21 protein-coding genes and 1 pseudogene are annotated in these 19,746 nt (G+C 67.5%); 8 read left to right on the top strand and 14 right to left on the bottom strand.

Going from position 1 to position 19,746, the window contains the following annotated elements:
* Positions 1-17: 17 nt before the first annotated feature.
* Positions 18-1,001, top strand: a complete 984-nt coding sequence (locus ASF34_RS21605) for a P1 family peptidase (protein WP_056164490.1) — start codon at positions 18-20, stop codon at positions 999-1,001.
* A gap of 34 nt (positions 1,002-1,035) precedes the next feature.
* Here the strand turns inward: ASF34_RS21605 and ASF34_RS21600 are convergent, their stop codons facing one another.
* The 3 genes from ASF34_RS21600 to ASF34_RS21590 form a co-directional block, all read right to left on the bottom strand.
* Positions 1,036-2,613 carry a calcium-binding protein gene (locus tag ASF34_RS21600; protein WP_156465801.1) on the bottom strand — a complete coding sequence of 526 codons (1,578 nt, stop codon included), beginning with the start codon at positions 2,611-2,613 and terminating at the stop codon, positions 1,036-1,038.
* A gap of 199 nt (positions 2,614-2,812) precedes the next feature.
* The gene (locus tag ASF34_RS21595; protein WP_018043671.1) at positions 2,813-3,088 is read right to left on the bottom strand and encodes a hypothetical protein; all 276 of its coding nucleotides are present in this window, start codon (positions 3,086-3,088) and stop codon (positions 2,813-2,815) included.
* Between the two features lie 36 nt (positions 3,089-3,124).
* On the bottom strand, positions 3,125-3,331 hold the full coding sequence (locus ASF34_RS21590; protein WP_018043670.1) for a hypothetical protein: 207 nt from the start codon (positions 3,329-3,331) through the stop codon (positions 3,125-3,127).
* Positions 3,332-3,618: 287 nt separating this feature from the next.
* Here ASF34_RS21590 and ASF34_RS21585 point away from each other — a divergent pair, with 287 nt between their 5' ends.
* Positions 3,619-5,157 carry an ATP-binding protein gene (locus ASF34_RS21585; RefSeq protein ID WP_018043669.1) on the top strand — a complete coding sequence of 513 codons (1,539 nt, stop codon included), beginning with the start codon at positions 3,619-3,621 and terminating at the stop codon, positions 5,155-5,157.
* A gap of 12 nt (positions 5,158-5,169) precedes the next feature.
* On the opposite strand, the gene ASF34_RS21580 is transcribed toward ASF34_RS21585, so the two are convergent.
* The 8 genes from ASF34_RS21580 to rutA all read right to left on the bottom strand — a co-directional run bounded on the left by ASF34_RS21580 (position 5,170) and on the right by rutA (position 13,153).
* Positions 5,170-6,480 carry a solute carrier family 23 protein gene (locus tag ASF34_RS21580; RefSeq protein WP_056164481.1) on the bottom strand — a complete coding sequence of 437 codons (1,311 nt, stop codon included), beginning with the start codon at positions 6,478-6,480 and terminating at the stop codon, positions 5,170-5,172.
* A 109-nt stretch (positions 6,481-6,589) separates the two neighbouring features.
* Positions 6,590-7,777 (bottom strand): O-antigen ligase family protein, encoded by a 1,188-nt coding sequence (locus ASF34_RS21575; protein WP_056164477.1) that lies wholly within the window; start codon positions 7,775-7,777, stop codon positions 6,590-6,592.
* Positions 7,778-7,780: 3 nt separating this feature from the next.
* Positions 7,781-8,989, bottom strand: coding sequence for a glycosyltransferase family 61 protein (locus ASF34_RS21570; RefSeq protein WP_056164474.1), 1,209 nt, complete (start codon positions 8,987-8,989; stop codon positions 7,781-7,783).
* A gap of 314 nt (positions 8,990-9,303) precedes the next feature.
* Positions 9,304-9,861 carry a flavin reductase gene (locus ASF34_RS21565; protein WP_056164473.1) on the bottom strand — a complete coding sequence of 186 codons (558 nt, stop codon included), beginning with the start codon at positions 9,859-9,861 and terminating at the stop codon, positions 9,304-9,306.
* 120 nt (positions 9,862-9,981) lie between these two features.
* Positions 9,982-10,761 carry a pyrimidine utilization protein D gene (rutD, locus tag ASF34_RS21560; RefSeq protein ID WP_056164470.1) on the bottom strand — a complete coding sequence of 260 codons (780 nt, stop codon included), beginning with the start codon at positions 10,759-10,761 and terminating at the stop codon, positions 9,982-9,984.
* On the bottom strand, positions 10,758-11,147 hold the full coding sequence (gene rutC, locus ASF34_RS21555; protein ID WP_018043664.1) for a pyrimidine utilization protein C: 390 nt from the start codon (positions 11,145-11,147) through the stop codon (positions 10,758-10,760). The genes rutD and rutC overlap by 4 nt, the downstream gene beginning before the upstream one ends.
* 174 nt (positions 11,148-11,321) lie before the next feature.
* Positions 11,322-12,053, bottom strand: a complete 732-nt coding sequence (gene rutB, locus ASF34_RS21550) for a pyrimidine utilization protein B (protein WP_056164467.1) — start codon at positions 12,051-12,053, stop codon at positions 11,322-11,324.
* Positions 12,053-13,153 carry a pyrimidine utilization protein A gene (gene rutA, locus ASF34_RS21545; protein ID WP_056164464.1) on the bottom strand — a complete coding sequence of 367 codons (1,101 nt, stop codon included), beginning with the start codon at positions 13,151-13,153 and terminating at the stop codon, positions 12,053-12,055. Before rutA ends, rutB begins: the two co-directional genes overlap by 1 nt.
* A 354-nt stretch (positions 13,154-13,507) precedes the next feature.
* On the opposite strand from rutA, the gene ASF34_RS21540 reads away from it, so the two are divergent.
* The gene (locus tag ASF34_RS21540) at positions 13,508-13,867 is read left to right on the top strand and encodes a c-type cytochrome (protein ID WP_026175908.1); all 360 of its coding nucleotides are present in this window, start codon (positions 13,508-13,510) and stop codon (positions 13,865-13,867) included.
* 73 nt (positions 13,868-13,940) lie between these two features.
* Here ASF34_RS21540 and rutR read toward each other — a convergent pair whose 3' ends face one another.
* The 3 genes and pseudogenes from rutR to puuE form a co-directional block, all read right to left on the bottom strand.
* Complete coding sequence (gene rutR / locus ASF34_RS21535; RefSeq protein ID WP_056164635.1) at positions 13,941-14,582, bottom strand: HTH-type transcriptional regulator RutR; 642 nt, start codon at positions 14,580-14,582, stop codon at positions 13,941-13,943.
* A gap of 88 nt (positions 14,583-14,670) precedes the next feature.
* A complete protein-coding gene (locus ASF34_RS22950; RefSeq protein WP_156465800.1) occupies positions 14,671-15,126 on the bottom strand; it encodes a hypothetical protein in 456 nt (151 codons plus the stop codon).
* A gap of 5 nt (positions 15,127-15,131) precedes the next feature.
* Positions 15,132-16,049: pseudogene (gene puuE / locus ASF34_RS21530) on the bottom strand (allantoinase PuuE); the annotation flags it as partial.
* A 104-nt stretch (positions 16,050-16,153) separates the two neighbouring features.
* On the opposite strand from puuE, the gene ASF34_RS21525 reads away from it, so the two are divergent.
* The 5 genes from ASF34_RS21525 to ureC all read left to right on the top strand — a co-directional run bounded on the left by ASF34_RS21525 (position 16,154) and on the right by ureC (position 19,743).
* Positions 16,154-16,441 (top strand): type II toxin-antitoxin system RelE/ParE family toxin, encoded by a 288-nt coding sequence (locus ASF34_RS21525; RefSeq protein ID WP_443136555.1) that lies wholly within the window; start codon positions 16,154-16,156, stop codon positions 16,439-16,441.
* A gap of 40 nt (positions 16,442-16,481) precedes the next feature.
* Positions 16,482-16,772, top strand: a complete 291-nt coding sequence (locus tag ASF34_RS21520; RefSeq protein WP_056164455.1) for an addiction module antidote protein — start codon at positions 16,482-16,484, stop codon at positions 16,770-16,772.
* Between the two features lie 66 nt (positions 16,773-16,838).
* Positions 16,839-17,459, top strand: a complete 621-nt coding sequence (locus tag ASF34_RS21515) for an urease subunit gamma (protein ID WP_056164452.1) — start codon at positions 16,839-16,841, stop codon at positions 17,457-17,459.
* Entirely contained in the window at positions 17,456-18,016 is a 561-nt protein-coding gene (locus ASF34_RS21510) for an HD domain-containing protein (RefSeq protein WP_056164449.1), read from the top strand. The genes ASF34_RS21515 and ASF34_RS21510 overlap by 4 nt, the downstream gene beginning before the upstream one ends.
* The gene (gene ureC, locus ASF34_RS21505; protein ID WP_018043653.1) at positions 18,016-19,743 is read left to right on the top strand and encodes an urease subunit alpha; all 1,728 of its coding nucleotides are present in this window, start codon (positions 18,016-18,018) and stop codon (positions 19,741-19,743) included. Before ASF34_RS21510 ends, ureC begins: the two co-directional genes overlap by 1 nt.
* Positions 19,744-19,746 lie beyond the last annotated feature (3 nt).

Below are 19,746 nucleotides of genomic sequence, written 5' to 3'. Positions count from 1 at the left end.
AGGTTCGGAGGCTCTGGATGCGCAACCTGATCACCGACATCGCCGGCATTACCGTGGGCCACGCCCAGGATGCGCTCGTGGCGAGCGGCACCACCGCGATCCTGTTCGACCCGGCCGTGGTGGCGGGTGTCGACGTGCGCGGCGGGGGGCCGGGTACCCGGGAGACCGACCTCCTCGACCCCGAGCGCACGGTGGAGCGCATCGACGCCCTGGCCCTGTCCGGTGGCTCCACCTTCGGTCTCGACGCGGGGGCCGGCGTCGTGGCCTGGCTCGCCGAGGCGGGGAGGGGGTTTCCCGTCGCCGACATCCGCGTCCCCATCGTCCCCGGCGCGATCCTGTTCGATCTCCTCAACGGCGGTGACAAGAACTGGGGCCGCTTCCCGCCCTACCGCGACCTCGGCTACGCGGCCGCCGACGCGGCGGCACGGGATTTCACCCTCGGCACCGTGGGGGCGGGCTACGGCGCGCGCACGGCCAACCTCAAGGGCGGCCTCGGCTCGGCTTCCTCCCTCGTGGACGGCACGCCCGCGCGGGTCGGCGCGCTGGTGGCGGTGAACGCCTTCGGCCGGGTCACGGTGGGGGAGGGGCGGCATTTCTGGGCGGCGCCGTTCGAGCGGGAGGGGGAGTTCGGCGGCCTCGGCTTCCCCGATCCGATGCCGGCGGACGCCTTCACCTGGCCCCGCGAGGCCCCGCCCGGCACCAGCACCACCCTGGCCCTCGTCGCCACCGACGCGATCCTCACCAAGGCTCAGTGCCGCCGCCTCGCGGTCATGGCACAGGACGGCCTGTCGCGGGCGATCCACCCCGTCCACACGCCGCTCGACGGCGACGTGGTCTTCGCGGTCTCCACCGGACGGATTCCCCTCTCCGACCCCATCACCGATCTCGCCCGTATCGGCGCGGCGGCGGCCGATACGCTCGCCCGCGCGGTCGCCATCGGAATCCACGCGGCGACCAGCCTGCCGGGTCTGGCGATGCCGCCGGCCTGGCGCGATCTGTAGGGCGGGTGAAGGCCCCGGAGTTCCCCCGGTGCTCCTACAGGATGTAGAAATCGTCCGACGTCAGCTTGAGGTTCGCGTTGAGCGTGGCGAACTGCACCGCACTCGCACCGCCGTTGCCGTCGGCATCGTACGACACGGCGCCGGTCTTGAAATTGTAGAGAATCCGATCACCGGCATCAGTGGCCTTGGCGCCGATGACGAAGGCGTCGGAGGCGAGATGGCCCTCCGCGAGGGCGGCAAAGGCAGGGTGATCGAGCCTGATCCTGTCGTCGGACACGGAAAAGTCGACGATCCGGTCGACGTTCGACACGGCATTCGGCGTGCTATCGAAGACGAAGGTGTCGTGGCCCGAACCGCCCGTCAGGATGTCCTTGCCGAGACCGCCGAAGAGAATGTCGGCTCCATCGCCACCCGACAGGCGGTCGTTTCCCGCAAGACCTCGAAGCGTATCGTTGCCGTCGAGCCCGAGGAGCGTATTCTTGAGCTGGGAGCCCGTGATAAAATCTCTCGACCCCGATCCGGTGACGTTTTCGATGGAAATCAGATCATCCTTTCTTCCCATCAAGTCGTAGCCGGACGATTGCTCCAAGTTTACCCTAATGCCGATGCCCCATCCGGTTTCGAGAGAGTAATCCACCGTATCGATCCCTCGTCCGCCGTCGAGATAATCGGCGCCCGCGAGGCCGGAGAGGATGTTGTTTTCATTGGAGCCGATAATCGTATCGTCGCTTGTCGTTCCCACGACGTCTTGAATGCCGATCAACCTGTCATCCTCAAGCGGGGAGAGGGAGCGTCCAAAGCCGCTCCCATCCGGATTGCCCGCCAGTTCGACGATCACGCCCGTCGAATTCGTGATGTCGTACCGGACCGTGTTGTGGGTTCCGCCGCCGCCGTTGATGATGTCCGCGCCATCACCGCCGCGGAACGCTTCGTAGGACGCCGTCTTCGATCCCATGAAGGAATCGGCCTTGTCCGTACCGATGATCAACTCGACGTTCTTGATCGAATCCACGAATCCGTAGGTATCGGTCGCCGTGCCCTTCTCGAGATCGACCTTGATGGCCCTGCCGCCGGACTCGCGACTGTAGTCCACGACGTCGTAATCCCCGATCCCTCCGTCGATCGCATCCTTGCCGGAGCCACCCACGAAGGTATCCGAGCCGAACCCGCCGAGAAAGGTATCGGCCTTTTGGCCGCCGAAGAACTTATCGTCTAGAGACGCACCGTAGACGGTCAGTGCAATCGGGGCGAACAGCTTGAGGAGCGGCCCCTTATCATCGAAACTCGAATCGGTCAGTGCAATACGAAAGGCATTCGCGTTGAGCGAAAGTCCCGACATCGTCCATTGCGTCGATCCATCGACGTGGATCAAGCTGATCGACTTGATCGTCCCGGCTTTGATGTCTCCGCTTTTCGTGTATTCGAAGCCGGATCCGACCAGCTCCATTCCATAGGAGGTGCCATCGTCGCGCGAGAGCGTATATTTGGTAGCCGATGTCTTTCTAAGAAATCCTGCGGACCATGCGCCATGGATTGCTTCAATATCGAAGTAGTTATCTTCAACCTGAACGGTGGCCATGGATGTTCCCCAGTCGATCAGGGGAGCAATCATGGGTTTTCAGGTGTAAGTCGAGATTCTCTTCCGCAACACTCTTAAAATCGACGGTCTGTTGCGATTTTGTCGCAGATCGATCGAGGACCTAGCCTGGTCGCGACGGACAGCGCCCGGAGAGGCGCGGGGGCCGCGGCATCTACCGCCGCACCGGGTTCCGCCGGCGGCCAGACCTGCGTGTGGAAGGGACCCGAGAAGATCACTCTCCCTTGGCATCCTCCACCAGCTGCGCCAGCCCCGCATCCACCTCGGCGCCGAGCATCGCTCGCTCCGCATCGCTGAGGTCGCGGGCCCAGGCCGGGCCTGCGAACCCGGCGGCGCATTTGGCGCGCTCGGCCGCGATATAGGCTTCCGTTTCCTCCGGCTGCCGGCGCATGGCCTCGGCGAAGCCGAACCAAGCCGCCCGCTCCACCACCGCGAGGCGGGCGCGCAGGCGGATCATCACCGCCCGGTCCGGGCTGACGTCGTTACTCATGGGGCTCCGCTCCTGGGGGATTCGCGCCCGGCCGGCTCAGCGCCGCGGCTCGCAGCGGGTCTTCACGTAGGTGTCCGGATTGTTGCCGTGGCCGGCATTGGCCGCCAGGACCGGCCCCTGCATCATGCATTCCTGAAGCGTGTGAGCAGGCCCCGTGATCACGTCGAGGGCCGTCTCGCGGGAGCAGTCGGGGGCCTGGATTGTCGAGGCGCAGACCAGGGCAACGATGAGGACTGGGTTCATGAGACCGGAATCTAGATGCGCGGAGCAGGGCGGCAAGGGCGGCCTGCAGGAAAATGCAGCGCTCTGTGGTCGATGGAGCGGCTGCGCGCGCGTCCGCAAAGCCGTAGGCGCAGAGCATTGTAGGACAGCTGTCCTTTGCTTAAAGACCTAGGCTAAACATCCTAGGTCTTTATATCTACTGGGCGAGGTTCGTGCCTGTGGACGCGCCGCCCTCGTGCTCCGCACCCTGGGCCTATCCGTGCTAGGATCGGTCTCGTCGCGGGCGCGATACGGACAGCGGAGCGGGAATGACGGTGGGGATCGAGATGGGTCTGAGCATGGGGCCGGGCGAAGAGCCCGCCCGGCTCGATCTCGAGGAACTCTTGGCCACCCGACTCCTGGTCCAGGGCAATTCCGGCTCCGGCAAGTCGCATCTCCTGCGCCGCCTGCTCGAGCAGAGCGCGGGCTCGGTCCAGCAGGTGATCATCGATCCCGAGGGCGATTTCGTCACCCTGGCCGAGGCCTACGGCCACGTGGTCGTGGACGGCGCCCATGGGGAGGGCGATCTCCAGGCCATCGCGGCGCGGGTGCGCGCCCATCGGGTCTCCGTGGTCCTCACCCTGGAGAGCCTCGACATGGAGGCGCAGATGCGCGCCGCCGCCGCCTTCCTCGGTGGCCTGTTCGAGGCCGAGCGCAGCCATTGGCACCCCGTCCTCGTCGTCGTCGACGAGGCGCAGATCTTCGCGCCCGCTGCCGCCGGCGACGTCTCCGACGAGGCGCGCAAGGCCTCTCTCGGGGCTATGACCAACCTGATGTGCCGTGGCCGCAAGCGCGGGCTCGCCGGCATCATCGCCACGCAGCGCCTCGCCAAGCTCGCCAAGAACGTGGCGGCCGAGGCCACCAACTTCCTGATGGGCCGCACCTTCCTCGACATCGACATGGCGCGCGCCGCCGACCTGCTGGGCCTCGACCGCCGCGGCGCCGAGCGGTTCCGCGATCTGTCTCGCGGCGAGTTCGTGGCCCTCGGCCCGGCGTTGAGCCGCCGGCCGTTGGCCCTGCGCATCGGTCCGGTCTCCACCTCGGCGCGCTCGGGTTCGCCCAAGCTCGTGCCGCTTCCCGCTCCCGCCGACGCGGATCTGCGCGCCCTCATTCTCACCCGCTCGGCCGAGGATGGCCCGGCCTCCTGGGCTCCGGCACCGCGCACTCCGCCGACGCCCCGTGCGAGCCCCGCCGACCTCCTGCGCGAACTCAGCGCCTACCGGCCCGAGCCCGTCGAGGCGCCCGAGCCCTTGAGCGAAGAGGAGCTGCGCGCCGGCCTCGACGAGGTGCTGCGCGGCATCGCCGCCGACCCCGATGCCGGGCGCCAGCCCGTGGCCGTGATCTACCAGGACTTCCTCGTGCGCTGCCGCATGCGCGGGCTAGACGGCGAATCCCTCACCCTCGCCGCCTTCCGCCGCCGCCTCGGCGTGGCGCGGGCCGGGTTCGACGGTGAGGCCTCCCCGGCCGACGGGGACGGGCGCTGGGACGAGGCGCAGGCCGCCGCCGCCAACCTGCCCGACGAGGTCCAGGGCCTGTTCCTGCTCCTCGCCCGCGCGGCCCTGGCCGGAGAGCCCTGCCCCGGCGACGAGGCCTTGGCGCGGGCCATCGGCAGCCGCTCGCCGGGGCGCGCCCGGCGGCTCCTCGCCTATGTGGAGACGCGGGGCACCATCGTCTGCCGCACGGATTTTCGCGGGCTGCGCGTCATCGCCCTGCCCGTCCTCGGCTGCGAGACCGGGCCGGGCGACCCCAAGGCATCCCTGCCGGGAAGCGCCGTGCCGGAGATGCCGGGGCTGTTCGCTGCCGAATAGGCCGCGCCGTCGTCACACCCGCGCGCGTCCGATCCTCGTCATGCCGAGGAGGTGATAGATCAGGATGGCGCCGAATGTGGCGGTGCCGATGCCGCCGAAGGCGAAGGACCCGAATTTCAGGGTGAGGTCGCCCGCGCCCAGCACCACGGCGACGCCCACGGTGAGGAGGTTGCGGGCATTGGCGAAGTCCACCCGGTTCTCCACCCAGATCCGCCCGGCGGTGGCCGCGATCAGGCCGAACACCACCACCGAGAGACCGCCGATCACCGGCACCGGCAGGGTCAGGATCAGCGCCCCGAATTTCGGGCAGAGGCCGAACAGGATCGCGGTGAAGCCGGCCACTACGAAGACCAGGGTCGAGTAGATCCGGGTCATGGCCATGACGCCCATATTCTCCGCATAGGTCGTCACCCCCGTGCCGCCGAGCCCGCCCGACAGCATGGTGGCGAGGCCGTCGCCGAGGAAGGCGCGGGCGATGTAGGGGTCGAGGTTGCGGCTCGTCATCGCGCCGATGGCTTTGATATGGCCGAGATTCTCGGCGATCAGCACCACGAAGACCGGGGCGATGAGGGCGATCGCCTTGGGGTCGAAGACCGGCGCCACGAAGCCCGGCACGCCGATCCAGGGGGCGGCCATGACGGCGGAGAAGTCGATGGGCTTGGCGAGACCGAACCCGTTGGCGAGGAGGAGATAGAGCAGGTAGGCGAGGGCCGCCCCGATCAGGATCGGCAGTCGCCGGGCGAGGCCGGGCGCGTAGATGGTGATGACGCTGACGATGACCACCGTCAGAAGGCCGAACCAGGTGTCGAAGGCGGAGGCCGAGATGATCCGCGTCGCGATCGGCGCGAGGTTGAGGCCGATGGCGGCCACCACCGCGCCGGTCACCACCGGGGGCATCACCCGCTCCACCCAGGCATAGCCGACGAGCCCGATGACGGCGCCCACGAGGCCGTAGAGCAGGCCCGCCGCGACGATGCCGCCGAGCGCCACGGCGATGTTGGGGTTCGGCCCCGCCCCGGCATAGCCCGTGGCCGCGATCACCACCCCGACGAAGGCCGCCGACGAGCCGAGATAGCTCGGCACCCGGCCGCCCGTGGCGAGGAAGAAGATCAGCGTACCGATGCCGGAGAAGAAGATCGCCAGGTTGGGGTCGAACCCCATCAGGATCGGCATCAGCGCGGTGGCGCCGAACATCGCCACCACGTGCTGGAAGCCGAGGAGCAGGGTCTGGCCCGCGGGCAGCCGCTCGTCGGGCATGACGTCCGTGGCCTCCGACGTCGCATCCCTGGCGCGCCAGACGGGGAAATAGGATTCGGCTGCCATGATCGCGTCGTCTCCGGACCGGTGTGGGCGTGTGATGCGGATCGCGTGATGCAAGGAGCGTGGCAGCCGCACCCCATGGAGCGGCGGTGCGACGCTTCGGGACGATGTCCTAATCCGACCCGGTCGCGGCCTCCTCCGACCGCCCCGCCAAGGCGAAGGCGATGGGCAGCCAGAGGAAGAAGAAATGCATGTTCACGAACGAGAACGGGTTGGGAAGGTCCGATCCCATGTAGCCGAAGCTGAAGATCAGCGCGGCGGCGCAGAACGTCGAGAGCCCTCCGTCGACGGTCGCGAGGTGACGGCAATAGACGAAGGTCGTGGCCAGGGCGGCCACCAAGGCCGGGACGCCGAAATACATCGCCGTGCCGAAGAGGCCGTTATGGGCGTGGTTGAAGAGCGAATCGGCAAAGCGGAAGACGGGCGTGAAACCGAGCAGGGGCCTCTGCGAGATATGCTCGAACACCCAGGTCCAGATCTGCTGGCGGCTGGAGGGACGGCAGAAATTTGACTGGTCGACGCAGAGCATCGCTCTCAGCCAGGGCTCGATCACGATCAGCGCCGTGGTCAGGCTCCAGGCCAGGAGGACCACCGCGAAGAGGCGCCAACCGTCCGGACGCCACGGCAGCCGCGTTGCCGCCAGGGCGACGACCGTCGCGAGGATGGGACCGCGGCTCTGGGTCATGGCCACGGCCACGACGATCGGCAGCGCGGCCAGGGCGACGAGGGGGATCGTCGCGGGCGTGGCCGGGCGTGACCGGTCGCCGAGGAGGGCGACGATACCGATCAGGGCGATGCAGAGGCCGCCGGCTCCCGGGATGGAGTTGGACGGCCGGCCCAGCGGCACGAGCCTGTCCGCCAAGGAGAGCCCCCCGCCGAAATGCAGGACGAGCGTCAGGAGGGCGCTGAGGCTGGCCACGGCAAAGAGCGCGCCCAGGATGAAGCGGAGGCCGCAACAGGCGAGCAGGCGCCGTCCCGCCAGGAGGGCGACGGCCAGGAGCGCGAAATTCGCCACCGCATCGCTCGCCGGCCCCAGGGGAATGCCATTGACGAGAAGGCCGAGCACCGTCCAGGCGGCGAAGCCCGCGAGCGCGGCGAGCCCCCATTCCAGGGGGCGCGGCAGGCGTTCGCGCAGGAGGGTCGGATCGCTCACGGCGATGGTGACGAGCCCCGCGATCATCAGCTTGGCCGAGAGGTTCTTGGCGATGAAATAGGCGGAGACCAGCAGCAGGAGGTAGCCGGCCACGCAGAGGGCGTTCCGCACCGCGAGGTCGCGTGCCGAGCTGTCCGGGGTCATCATGTGTCAGGCCCCGGCATGGAGTCTCGGTGCGGGTTCCACGGCGCGGAGGATGGCTTCCGCCGTGGCCGCGGGATCGATCGCGAAGGATTGCCGGGCGCCCTCCGGGCCGCCCAGGACCGGCACGTAGCCGGCCCCGCCCTCACTCGCCCAGTGAAGCACGGTGCTCTTGCGGGAGGTCGAGGCCATCAGCTCGACGACGGTGGCGCCGGGCTTGCAGAAGATCGTGTTGGCCAGGGCGGCGCCGTGCACGGCGGCCACGACGTCGGCACCCGCTATCGCCGCCATCTGCTCGGCATGGTTGCCCCATCCCGGCTCGAAGATGTGGAAGCCCGCGCGTTCCAGCCGCTCGACCAGCGCGTCCTCGCCCTCCACGACCCGCAGGCGCTGGTTGCGGCGCCGAAGATAGAGCTTCGAGGCCGGCGGCGTGACCGGATGCCCCCGATAGGCCGCACGGAAGATGGCCCGTGCCGTATCCAGCGCCTGGGGTACGCCGAAGATCCGTTCGATATTGGGGCAATGGCTCCGGGCATAGACATAGCGCTCCGTGACCACATGGTCCGTCGCCTTGAGCACGAGTTGCCGGATCGGGTAGCCGAGCGCCTTCAGCCCGGCGAGAAAGGCGGTCACCAGGGGCGGGTGCGAGGCGGTGACGAACACCGTCTCCTCCCGCTTGTCGATGGCACCGACGCGCACGGCCTCACAGATCGGCATCAGCACGTCGGTGAGGAGATGGCCGAAATGGAAGACGGGCGGGATCGCGAGGCAGCGCTCCGTCAGGACGATCTTGCGCAGGCCGATCGGTGCGGGGTGGCAGAAGGCCCAGCGCGCCTGGCCCCGCTGGCCGAGGGAGATCTGGCGGCCCGTGTCGTAATCGGCGGGGATCACGGTGTGGCCGGGAATCAGGACGCCGCCGATCCCGGCGATCATCGTGCGGGTGGTGTCCCCCGTGCAGGCCGTCTCCAGCCGGTTCATCACATCGGCGTTGTGGCGCATCACGATGGCCCGCGCCGCGTCGTAGCCGGGCGCGCAGAGGCGATGTGTCCGGGTCTCGTCGCCGATCACCCGCGCGCGGTCGGCCGGCCAGGCGAAATCCGGGAAGTAACCCGTGCTCCGCCGCAGGGCGGGATGCCAGCCCAGCAGGGCAGTGCTGAAGGCCGACGCATAGGGTTTCAGATCGAACAGGCGTTCGAGGAAGGTATGGTGCCGAGCCAAGCAGGTCCCCCACGAAATCGCACGCTCGACCCTACGGCACCATTGGTGAAGATCGTTGGAACGACACAACCGAGTCTATGGTCTCGCCCCGCAGCGTAGGGCGGAAAGTGTATTTCGAATGCCCGATGCAAATAGAGAGCTTGGCACGCCCGGTCGAACCCGGTTCTCCGGGCCGATGCCGTGGCGCATGACAAGTCCGACGTCGTTCAATGGCTATGCGGTAAGCAGCCCCGGTGGATAAATCAACATCCTCCCGCACATCGAGCTTGCGCGCTTCGACGGCCTGATGGGCCGCATGGTTCGGATGCGCGGCGTCAGAGCGCCCCCAGCAGGCCGTCCGTCTTGCGGGCGGGCGCGGGTGACGCCGGCGATGACACGGGCAAGGTGTGGTAGCGTCGGCCGGCATAGACGAGGCCCTGTCCGCCGCCGGGCTCCGAGAGATCCACCACCTCGCAGAACAGCACGTCGTGGCTGCCGACGGCGTGGCGCGCGACGATGCGGCAATCGAAGGCGGCGAGCGCCCCCTCCAGCACCGGCGCCCCGGTGGCGAGTTCGCCCCACGCCGCCGCGGCGAAGCGCTCGTCCATGGGGGTGCGACCGCCGAACGCACCCGCGATACCGGCCTGCTCGCCCGACAGGGTGTTCACGCACAGGACCGCGTTGGCGCTCACCGCCGCGTAGGCCGAGGAGGTGCGGTTGATGCAGACCAGGAGGGTCGGCGGCGCGTCGCTGACGCTGCAGACGGAGGAGGCGGTGAAGCCCGCCCGTCCTCCGGGGCCATCGCTGGTGACGAGATGGACCGAGCTGGCCAGATGCGACATCGCCTCGCGGAAGGCGCCGGGTTCGACCGTGGGCATCGTCGTGTCGCTCATGGCCGGGGGCTTTCCTCTCAGCGGGTTCAGCAAAAGTGGTCACCGGTTTTGCGCCTCAAAACCTGCGACACTTCAGAGGCCTGAGCGAGGTGACGCGTTGGCTTGCCAATGCGAACCTGCTCAGGGTCGGTCGAGAAAGGCGAGGAGGGCGCGGTTGAACGCCTCCGCCTGCGTCACGCTATGGGCGTGGCCGCCGCCCTTGGCCAGATCCAGCCTGGCGTCGGGCAGGCCCGACGCGAGCCGCTCCGAGCACAGATAGGGCACCAGCACGTCGTCTTCCGCCGCCATCACCAGGGTTTCGTGCGGGATGTCGGCGAGACGATCGCTGAGATCGAAGGCCTCGAGTGCCGCGATCCGCCGAAACGTGTTCTCAGGCCCGGGGAAATGCGCCAGGGCATGGGCCTCGTCCGCCGCCACCCGCCCGGCGTTGAGGGACAGCCAGGGCGCCGGGTAGAGGAAGATGGCCTGCGCGGCCACATAGGCGTCCGGTCCGGCATGGGTCAGCAGCGCCTTGCGGGCGGCAAAGCAGCGCTTCGTTGCCGGATCGGCCCTGTCCCAGCCGTTGACGACCACGAGGCGCCCGACCCGGTCGGGATGGGTGCGCGCGAGTTCGAGGCCGATCAGGCCGCCCAGCGCATGGCCGACGATGTCGGCTCTGGCGATGCCGAGATCGTCCAGCACCCGGAGCGCGTCGCGGGCCATCGCCGCGATGTCGTGGCCCTCCTCCAGGGCATCGGGCGAGCGACCGGTGCCGCGATGGTCGTAGCCGACCACCCGGAAGCGCTCGGCCAGAGCCGGGATCTGCGGCGCGAAATAGCCGCAGGAGCCGCCGAGACCCGGCGAGAGCAGGATGGTGCGCGCTCCGGCCCCGTGGATCTCGTGGTGGATGGCTGCGCTCACGGCTTGCCCACATGCGCGATCGTGGCGATCTCCACCAGGGCGTCGGGCTTCACCAAGCCGCACTGGATGCAGTAGCGCGCCGGCTTCTCGCCGGGGAAGTAGCTGGCATAGACCGCGTTGATCGCGGCGTAATCGGCCCAGTCCTTCAGGAAGATGTGGTTGAAGGTGACGTCGTCCATGGTACCGCCCGCCGCCGTGACGACGCCCTTGATCGTCTCCAGCACGTGGCGGGTCTGGGCGCCGGCATCGCCCACATGGACGACGTTGGCGTCGGCATCCAGCGGCAGGGTGCCGGAGACGTAGAGCACGCCGTCGGCGAGGGTGCCCGGCACGTAGGGGGCCAACGGCTTGCCGGTGCCGGGGGGAATGATCACGGTCTTGGGCATGGTTCGCAGTACTCCCGTTCGATCGTCGAAATGGCCGTCTTCGTTGCCTGTGTTGCCTGTGTCGTCTTGCCCGCCCGTGACCTCATCCTGAGGTGCCGCAGCGTAGCGGAGGCCTCCTTCGAGGCCCGCTGACGCGGGCACCTCAGGATGAGGTCGAGGGCGGGAGGGAGGATGTCACTCCGCCACCACGGCGTCCCGCTCAGCCAGCGCCGCTTTGAAACTCGCCACGTCCGAGACCCAGCCGAAGAAGGTCTCGATATTGGCGAGCGCGGCCGCCTGCAGGCTGTCCGGCCCCGCCTGATGCGTCGCGTCGGCGAGGACGACGCCGAAATATTCGAGGAAGAACCCGTCGCGCAGGGTCGATTCCACGCAGACGTTGGTGGCGATGCCGGTGAAGACCAGGGTGCGGATGCCGGCCGAGCGCAGAAGGCTGTCGAGCTGGGTGTTGTAGAAGCCGCTGTAGCGCGGTTTGGGCAGCACGATGTCGCCGGGCTCGGGCTTCAGCGCATCCACCAGGGCGTAGTCCCAGGTGCCCTTGGCCAGCAGCCGCTCGTTCATGTCGGGGCGGCTGCGCATGGTCTTGAGGGCGTTCGACTTGTGCCAGTTCGGTGAGCCCGGCCCTCCGGCCTCGACATAGTCCGGGTCCCAGCCGTTCTGGAACCAGACGATCCTGATTCCGCGTTTTCGCGCGGCGGCGACGGCCGTCGCGATCTTCTCGATCACCGGGCCGGTCGCCGAGACGTCGAACCCGGCGAGATCGAGGTAGCCGCCCTTCGTGGCATAGGCGTTCTGCATGTCGACGACGATGAGAGCCGTGGCCTCGGCATCGAAGGCGATGGGTTCCGGCCGCGCGGGGAGGGTGATGCCGCCATGGCGCCCGGACCGATCGTGATAGCCGGCGACCATCACGCCACCTTCGCCATCGGCACCGCATCGGCGGTGACATGCGCCCGCGAGCGCATCAGCGGCTGGATGCGGGTGCCGTAGGCGTCGAGGCCTTCGAGGAAATCGTCGAACACCAGGAGCACGCCTTCGGTGCCGGGCACGGTGGCGACTTCGTCGAGCATCCGCGCCACCTCCGCGTAGGAGCCGACGAGGGTGCCCATGTTGATGTTCACCGCCGAGGTCGGGTCGGCCATCTGCCGCACGTTGGTGTCCGAGCCGGATTTGGTGTCGGCCGCCCCCTGGACCCCGAGCCAGGCGATGGCCTCGGCATCGGCCCCCGCCTTGTAATGCTCCCAGGTGGCGCGGGCCTCCTCGTCGGTCTCGGCGGCGATGATCATGAACAGCACGTAGGACGACACGTCCCGGCCCGTCTCGGCCTTGGCGAGTTCCAGTCGCTCCACCGTGGGGGCGAAGGCTTTGGGCGTGTTCACGCCCTTGCCGAAGCAGAAATTGTAGTCGGCATATTTCGCCGTGAACGCCATGCCGGCGGTCGATTGGCCGGCGCAGATGATCTTCATCTCCGCCTGAGGCCGGGGCGAGAGCCGGCAATCGTCCATCTGGAAGAACTCGCCCTTGAGGTCGCAGGACCCCGTCTCCCACAAATCGCGCAGCACCTGGGCGTATTCGGAGAGGTATTCGTAGCGCCGCGAAAAGTACTCGTCGCCGGGCCACAGGCCCATCTGCGAGTATTCCGGCCGCTGCCATCCGGTGACGAGGTTGAGGCCGAAGCGGCCGCCGGAAATGGAATCGATGGTGGAGGCCATCCGCGCGGTGATGGCGGGGGGCATGCACAGGGTGGCCGCGGTGGCGAAGAGCTTGATCCGGCTCGTCACCGCGGCGAGGCCCGCCATCAGCGTGAAGGATTCGAGGTTGTGGTCCCAGAACTCGGTCTTGCCGCCGAAGCCCCGCAGCTTGATCATCGACAGGGCGAAATCGAACCCGTAACCCTCGGCCTTCAGCACCACCTGCTTGTTGAGCTCGAAGCTCGGTCTGTATTGCGGCGCGTTCTCCGAAAGGAGCCAGCCATTGTTGCCGATGGGAATGAAGACGCCGACATTCATGACCGCCTCGCTATTCTGGCGGAGATTGGACGATGGGATCCAATCCCGGTCAAGGTTGCGAACGGAAGAGTGTCCTGTTCGTCCCGTTCGATGATGAACGGTAGCTGTTTGGACCATATGGTCAAACTCGAAATCGACCTTTTCGGCCGTCTGCTCAAACTCTCTTCGATCTGCCCGGCGGGAAGGCGGTTTCTGCTGAAACGGCGGGCGGGCCCGAGCGGGTTCGCGTCGGCGGCCCGGTTCATCCCCCCGCCGTGACACGTTCTCGTGAGGTCTCACTCGCGGACATTGCCTTCGCGGAGGGCGCGGTCAGTTTTCTGGAGGTATTCAAAACGACCACGGAGAGGAAACCCCATGCGGTACCCGATGCTCGGTGCTCTCGTCGCGATGCTGCTTCCGATGGCGGCCCATGCCGAAGGCGATGCGGCCGCCGGCGAGAAGGCGTTCGCGCCCTGCAAGGCCTGCCATGCCTTCGGCAAGAACGGTGTCGGCCCGGATCTGACCGGGGTCGTCGGGCGCAAGGCGGCCTCCCTCGACGGGTATTCCTATTCGGCCCCGCTCAAGGCGTCGGGCCTCACCTGGGACGAGGCGAACCTGCACGAATGGCTGAAGAACCCGAAGGCCAAGGTGCCGGGGACGAAGATGGTGTTCGCCGGCTATCCCGACGACAAGAAGATCGACGACGTGATCGCGTATCTCGCCTCGAAAAAGTAGGTTTTTCGGGGATCTCGCCGCCGATGGGGCCCGCTTCCCGAGCGGGTCCCGGGACGCGAAACCTGCCGAGTGCCTATCGCAGGCCGAGCCCGGTGAGGATCAGGGCCTGCGTACTCGCCACGGTGCTCTCGAAGAAGTCGGATTCGTCGAGGCTCCGGCCCGTGACCGCATCCACCTGGACCGCGAAATCGGCGTAGTGCTGGGTGATCGCCCAGATCGAGAAGATCAGGTGGTGGGGGTCGTGGGCACCGATGCGGCCCTGGTCGATCCATCCGCGCAGGATCGCCGCCTTGCTCTCCACCAGCCCGCGTAGGGGGCCTTCGAGTTCGGCCCGCAGGAGCGGCGCGCCCTGGACGATCTCCAGGCAGAACAGCCGCGAGGCCTGCGGCGCGTCCCGCGACAGGGTGAGCTTGGCGCGGATATAGGCCCGGATCGCCTCGGCCGGATCGCTGTCGGCGTCGAGTTCCTGCAGCGGGTCGAGCCAGACGTCGAGGACGCGGCGAAGCACCGCCAGATACAGGTCCTCCTTCGAGGGGAAGTAATAGAGCAGGTTGGCCTTCGACAGCCCGGCCCGCTCGGCGAGCCGGTCCAGGCTCGCTCCGTGCAGGCCGAGCCCCGAAAAGATCTCGAGCCCCGCATCGAGGATCGCCTCGTGCCGCGCCTCGCCGTCCTTGCGGCGACGGCGGGCGGGGGGCTTGTCTGCGATCACCGGCACCTGGTCGTCTCCTGGTGCCCCGACCGAGGCGATACCGTCACGATGCATGTCGATCTCGAAAGCGCTTGTTCGTCCGGTATCGTCACACTCAAGGAGTGCAGGACAGGTCGGCTGAAACCGCCCGACACGTCCGTGTCCACTCGCCCACGAGGCTGCAGTCGCTCAGGGTCATCGTCTCGGCGCCTGTGCCGAAGGAATAGGTACACCTTTCGAGTGGTTTGCTGCCGACCCACCCGTCACCGGGAAAACCCAGAAGCTCGATTTCGGTCTGCGAGCCGCGATACTGGCCTTCACTCTGAAATGATTCCTTGTGGGCATGAGAAAAGATGCTTGTCCCAAGTCGACCGTTTTTCCCGAAGCACAGTGTTTTGCTGCCTGGACTTTCACCGCCATCCAGATTCCGAGGCTTCATATCTTTCGTCCAGCAGCCTCCCAAGTCCCAGGCTGCTTTCGTCTTCTTCGCGGCTGCAGGTTGAGCAAGCACTGTGATCAGTGCCAATGCATGGGCGAAAAGAAAGAATCTCTTCCAGTCGCACATGGTCATGCCCCCGCCGGGTGATGGTCGATCCAGTGCCGGGCGATGTCGATCCGTCGTGCCACCCAGACGTCCTCATGGGCGGCGATATGGTCGAGGAAGCGGGCCAGCGCCCCGATCCGGCCCGGCCGTCCGACGAGGCGGCAATGCAGCCCCACCGACATCATCTTCGGCGCGCTCTCGCCCTCCGCGTAGAGCGCATCGAACGTGTCGCGCAGGTAGGTGAAGAAGTGGTCGCCGGTGTTGAACCCCTGCAGCGCGACGCAGCGCATGTCGTTGGCGTCGAGCGTGTAGGGCACCACGAGGCCCCGCCCGCTCGGTTCCTCGATCCAGTAGGGCAGGTCGTCGGCGTAGGAATCGGCGAGCCAGGTGAAGCCGGCCTCCACCCCGAGATCGAGGGTGTGGACCGAGGAGCGGCCCGTGTACCAGCCCAGCGGCCGCTCGCCGGTGATCTCCGTGTGGATGCGGATCGCCTCGTCCATATGCGCCTTCTCCTCCTCGCGGGTGAAGTCGCGGTAGTCGATCCATTTCAGGCCGTGGCAGGCGATCTCCCAATCGGCCTCCTTCATGGCCGCGGCGATGTCGGGGTGACGGGCCAGCGCCGTGGCGACACTGAACACGGTGACGGGAACGTTCCGCGCCTGGAGCAGCCGCCAGATCCGCCAGAAGCCCGCACGCGAGCCGTATTCGAACATCGATTCCATGTTCATGTGCCGCTGGCCCGGCCACGCCTGGGCGCCGACGATCTCCGACAGGAACGCCTCCGAGGCAGCGTCGCCATGCAGGATGCAGTTCTCGCCGCCCTCCTCGTAGTTGAGCACGATCTGCACCGCGATCCGCGCGCCGTTCGGCCAGCGCGGATGGGGCGGGTTGCGGCCGTAGCCGACGAGGTCGCGGGGATAGGTCACGGGGCCTGCCGTTCGGATGGACATATGGACGTTCGACGCACAGTCCTGCCACGACCTGTCCCCTCGATCCAGATCGCGCCTGCTCCATCGATTGTAGAAACGTAGTCCATGAGCTACATTCCTGAATCATGGACATGCGCCGCACCGACGTGTTCGACGGCTGGCTGAGGGGCCTTCGCGACACCCGCGTAACGGCACGGATCGCGCTGCGCCTCGACCGTCTCGCCCATGGCAATCCTGGCGATGTAAAGCCCGTCGGAGAGGGCGTGAGCGAACTGAGAATTGAATATGGGCTCGGCTACCGGATCTATTTCGTTCGTCGGGGCGAGGCTCTCGTCATTCTCCTGTGCGGCGGTGACAAAGGAAGCCAGGATCGCGACATCGCTCGGGCCAAGGCGATCGCGCGGACCGTGTGAGGTGAGACTCCTAAAGCGAGAACTCCGCAAGGAATGAGCGATGACCAAGACCCAGCCCTATGATTCCGCCGATTATCTCGACACCGATGAAGCGGTGGCCGAGTATCTGGCCGCTGCGTTCGAGGAGGGAGACGCCGCTCTCCTGCGACATGCGCTCGGCGTCGCCGCGCGCGCTCATGGCATGACCCAGATCGCCAGAGAGACGGGTCTCTCCCGCGAGAGCCTGTACCGAGCCCTGTCCGACGAGGGCAATCCGAGCCTCGATACGACCATGCGCGTCCTGAAAGCCCTCAACCTGCGCTTGACGACGACGGTGGTCCCGGCTCCCTAGGAACGGCCTGCGCATGGTCCTTGCCTGCGCGTCACCGCACCCCGCGACCAACACCCGAGGTTTCCCGTGCTCCTGACCCCGCGCGAAAAGGACAAGCTCCTCGTCGCCATGGCCGCCCAGGTCGCCCGCAACCGGCTCGCCCGCGGCGTCAAGCTGAACTATCCCGAAGCGATCGCGCTCATCACCGATGCGGTGGTGGAGGGCGCGCGGGACGGCCGCTCGGTCTCCGAACTAATGCAGGCGGGCGCCCATGTGCTGACCGCCGATCAGGTGATGGAGGGCATCGCCGAGATGATCCACGACATCCAGGTGGAGGCGACGTTCCCCGACGGGACCAAGCTCGTCACCGTCCACCATCCGATCCGCGGCGCGCCCTCATCGGATGTGCCCGGCACGGTGACGACGCTTCCCGGCGAGATCGTCTTCAATGACGGCGCTCCCCGCACCCTGCTCACCGTGGCCAATGTCGGCGATCGGCCGATCCAAGTCGGCTCGCACTACCATTTCTACGAGGTGAATCCGGGCCTGACTTTCGAGCGCGAGAAGGCGAGGGGCCAGCGCCTCGACATCGCGCCGGGCACGGCGGTGCGGTTCGAGCCGGGCGCCACGCGGGAGGTCTCGCTGGTGCCGCTGCTCGGCGCGCGGACGGTCTACGGGTTCCGCGGCGGCGTGATGGGGTCCCTATGACCGACGAGACGTCCCGTCTGCGCGACGGCATCCTCCTCGTCACCCGTTCCGCCGAGTTCGCCGCACGGCGTCACGTGGGACAGACCCGGAAGGGCGCGGCGCGCGAGCCTTACGTGAACCACCTCGCCGAGGTGGCCTCGCTCCTGGCCGCGACCGCCGAGGAGCCCGACGCGCATCTCGTGGCTGCGGGCTGGCTCCACGACACGGTGGAGGATACCGGGACGAGCGGCGAGGAGATCGAGCAATTATTCGGTCGGCGCGTCGCCGAACTCGTGGCCGAGGTCACCGACGACAAGTCGCTGCCCAAGGCCGAGCGCAAGCGTCTCCAGGTCGAGCACGCGCCGCACAAGTCGTCCGGCGCCCGCGCCCTCAAGATCGCGGACAAGATCAGCAACCTGCATTCCCTCGTGGCGAGCCCTCCGGACGATTGGAGCGCGGAGCGCGTGGCGAACTACATCGATTGGGCGAAAGAGGTCGTCGCCGGCTGTCGCGGCGTCAACGCGGCGCTGGATGCGCTTTTCGACCGCGCCGTCGCAGAGGCACGAGAGGCCGCCTGATGTCCAACACACCCCGCCCCGCGAGCCTGCCCCGCTCTGCCTATGCCGACATGTTCGGCCCCACCACCGGCGATAAAATCCGCCTCGCCGACACCTCCCTCGTCATCGAGGTGGAGCGCGACCACACCACCTATGGCGAGGAGGTGAAGTTCGGCGGCGGCAAGGTCATCCGCGACGGTATGGGGCAGTCGCAGGTGACGAATGCCGATGGCGCGGTGGACACCGTCATCACCAACGCCGTGGTCCTCGACCATTGGGGCGTGGTGAAATGCGATGTCGGCATCGTGAAGGGGCGGATCTTCAAGCTCGGCAAGGCCGGCAACCCGGACATCCAGCCGGGCGTCGACATCATCGTCGGCCCCGGCACCGAAGTGATCGCCGGCGAAGGCAAGATCCTCACGGCCGGCGGGTTCGACAGCCACATCCACTACATCTGCCCGCAGCAGATCGAGGAGGCTCTGTGCTCGGGCGTCACCACCATGCTCGGCGGCGGCACCGGCCCGGCGCACGGCACTTTCGCCACCACCTGCACCCCCGGCCCCTGGCATCTCGCCCGGATGATCGAGGCAGCGGACAGTTTCCCGATGAACCTCGCCTTCGCCGGCAAGGGCAACGCCTCGCGGCCCGAGAGCCTCATCGAGATGGTCCGCGCCGGGGCCTGCGCCCTGAAGCTCCACGAGGATTGGGGCACGACGCCCCAGGCCATCGACACCTGCCTCACGGTGGCCGACCTGCATGACGTGCAGGTGATGATCCATTCCGACACGCTCAACGAATCCGGCTTCGTCGAGGACACGATCCGCGCCTTCGCGGGGCGGACCATCCATGCCTTCCACACCGAAGGAGCGGGGGGCGGACACGCGCCGGACATCATGAAGGTGGCGGGGCTGATGAACGTGCTCCCGTCCTCCACCAACCCGACGCGCCCGTATACGAAAAACACCATCGACGAGCATCTCGACATGCTCATGGTCTGCCACCACCTCGATCCGGCGATTCCCGAGGATCTCGCTTTCGCCGAAAGCCGCATCCGCAAGGAGACCATCGCGGCCGAGGACATCCTGCACGATATCGGCGCGCTCTCGATGATGTCGTCGGACAGCCAGGCCATGGGCCGGGTCGGCGAGGTCGTCATCCGGACCTGGCAGACGGCGGACAAGATGAAGCGCCAGCGCGGGAGCCTGCCGGGCGACACCTCCGGCAACGACAACCTGCGCGCCCGCCGCTACATCGCGAAATACACGATCAATCCGGCCATCGCGCACGGCGTCTCGGCCCATGTCGGTTCGGTGGAGGCCGGCAAGCTTGCCGATCTCGTGCTGTGGACGCCGGCCTTCTTCGGGGTGAAGCCGGACCTCGTGATCAAGGGCGGCATGATCGCCACCGCTCCCATGGGCGACCCCAATGCCTCGATCCCGACGCCCCAGCCGGTGCATTACCGCCCGATGTTCGGGGCGATCGGGCGGTCGCCGTTCTCCACAGCGCTCACCTTCGTCTCGAAGGCCGCCATCGAGGACGGGCTCGGCGAGAGGCTCGGGGTGCAGAAGCGGCTCGTCGCCGTGGAGAACGTGCGCGGCGGCATCTCGAAGAAGAGCATGATCCTCAACGACGCCACGCCGACCATCGAGATCGACGCGGAGACCTACGACGTGCGCGCCGATGGTGAGCTCCTGGTCTGCGAGCCGGCCGAGGTGCTGCCGATGGCGCAGCGGTATTTCCTGTTTTGAGCT

This window comes from Methylobacterium sp. Leaf106 (assembly GCF_001422895.1).
GTDB classification, from domain to species: Bacteria; Pseudomonadota; Alphaproteobacteria; order Rhizobiales; family Beijerinckiaceae; genus Methylobacterium; species Methylobacterium bullatum.
The sequence above is the reverse complement of the archived record's forward strand: the minus strand, read 5'-3'. Positions and strand labels throughout refer to the sequence as shown.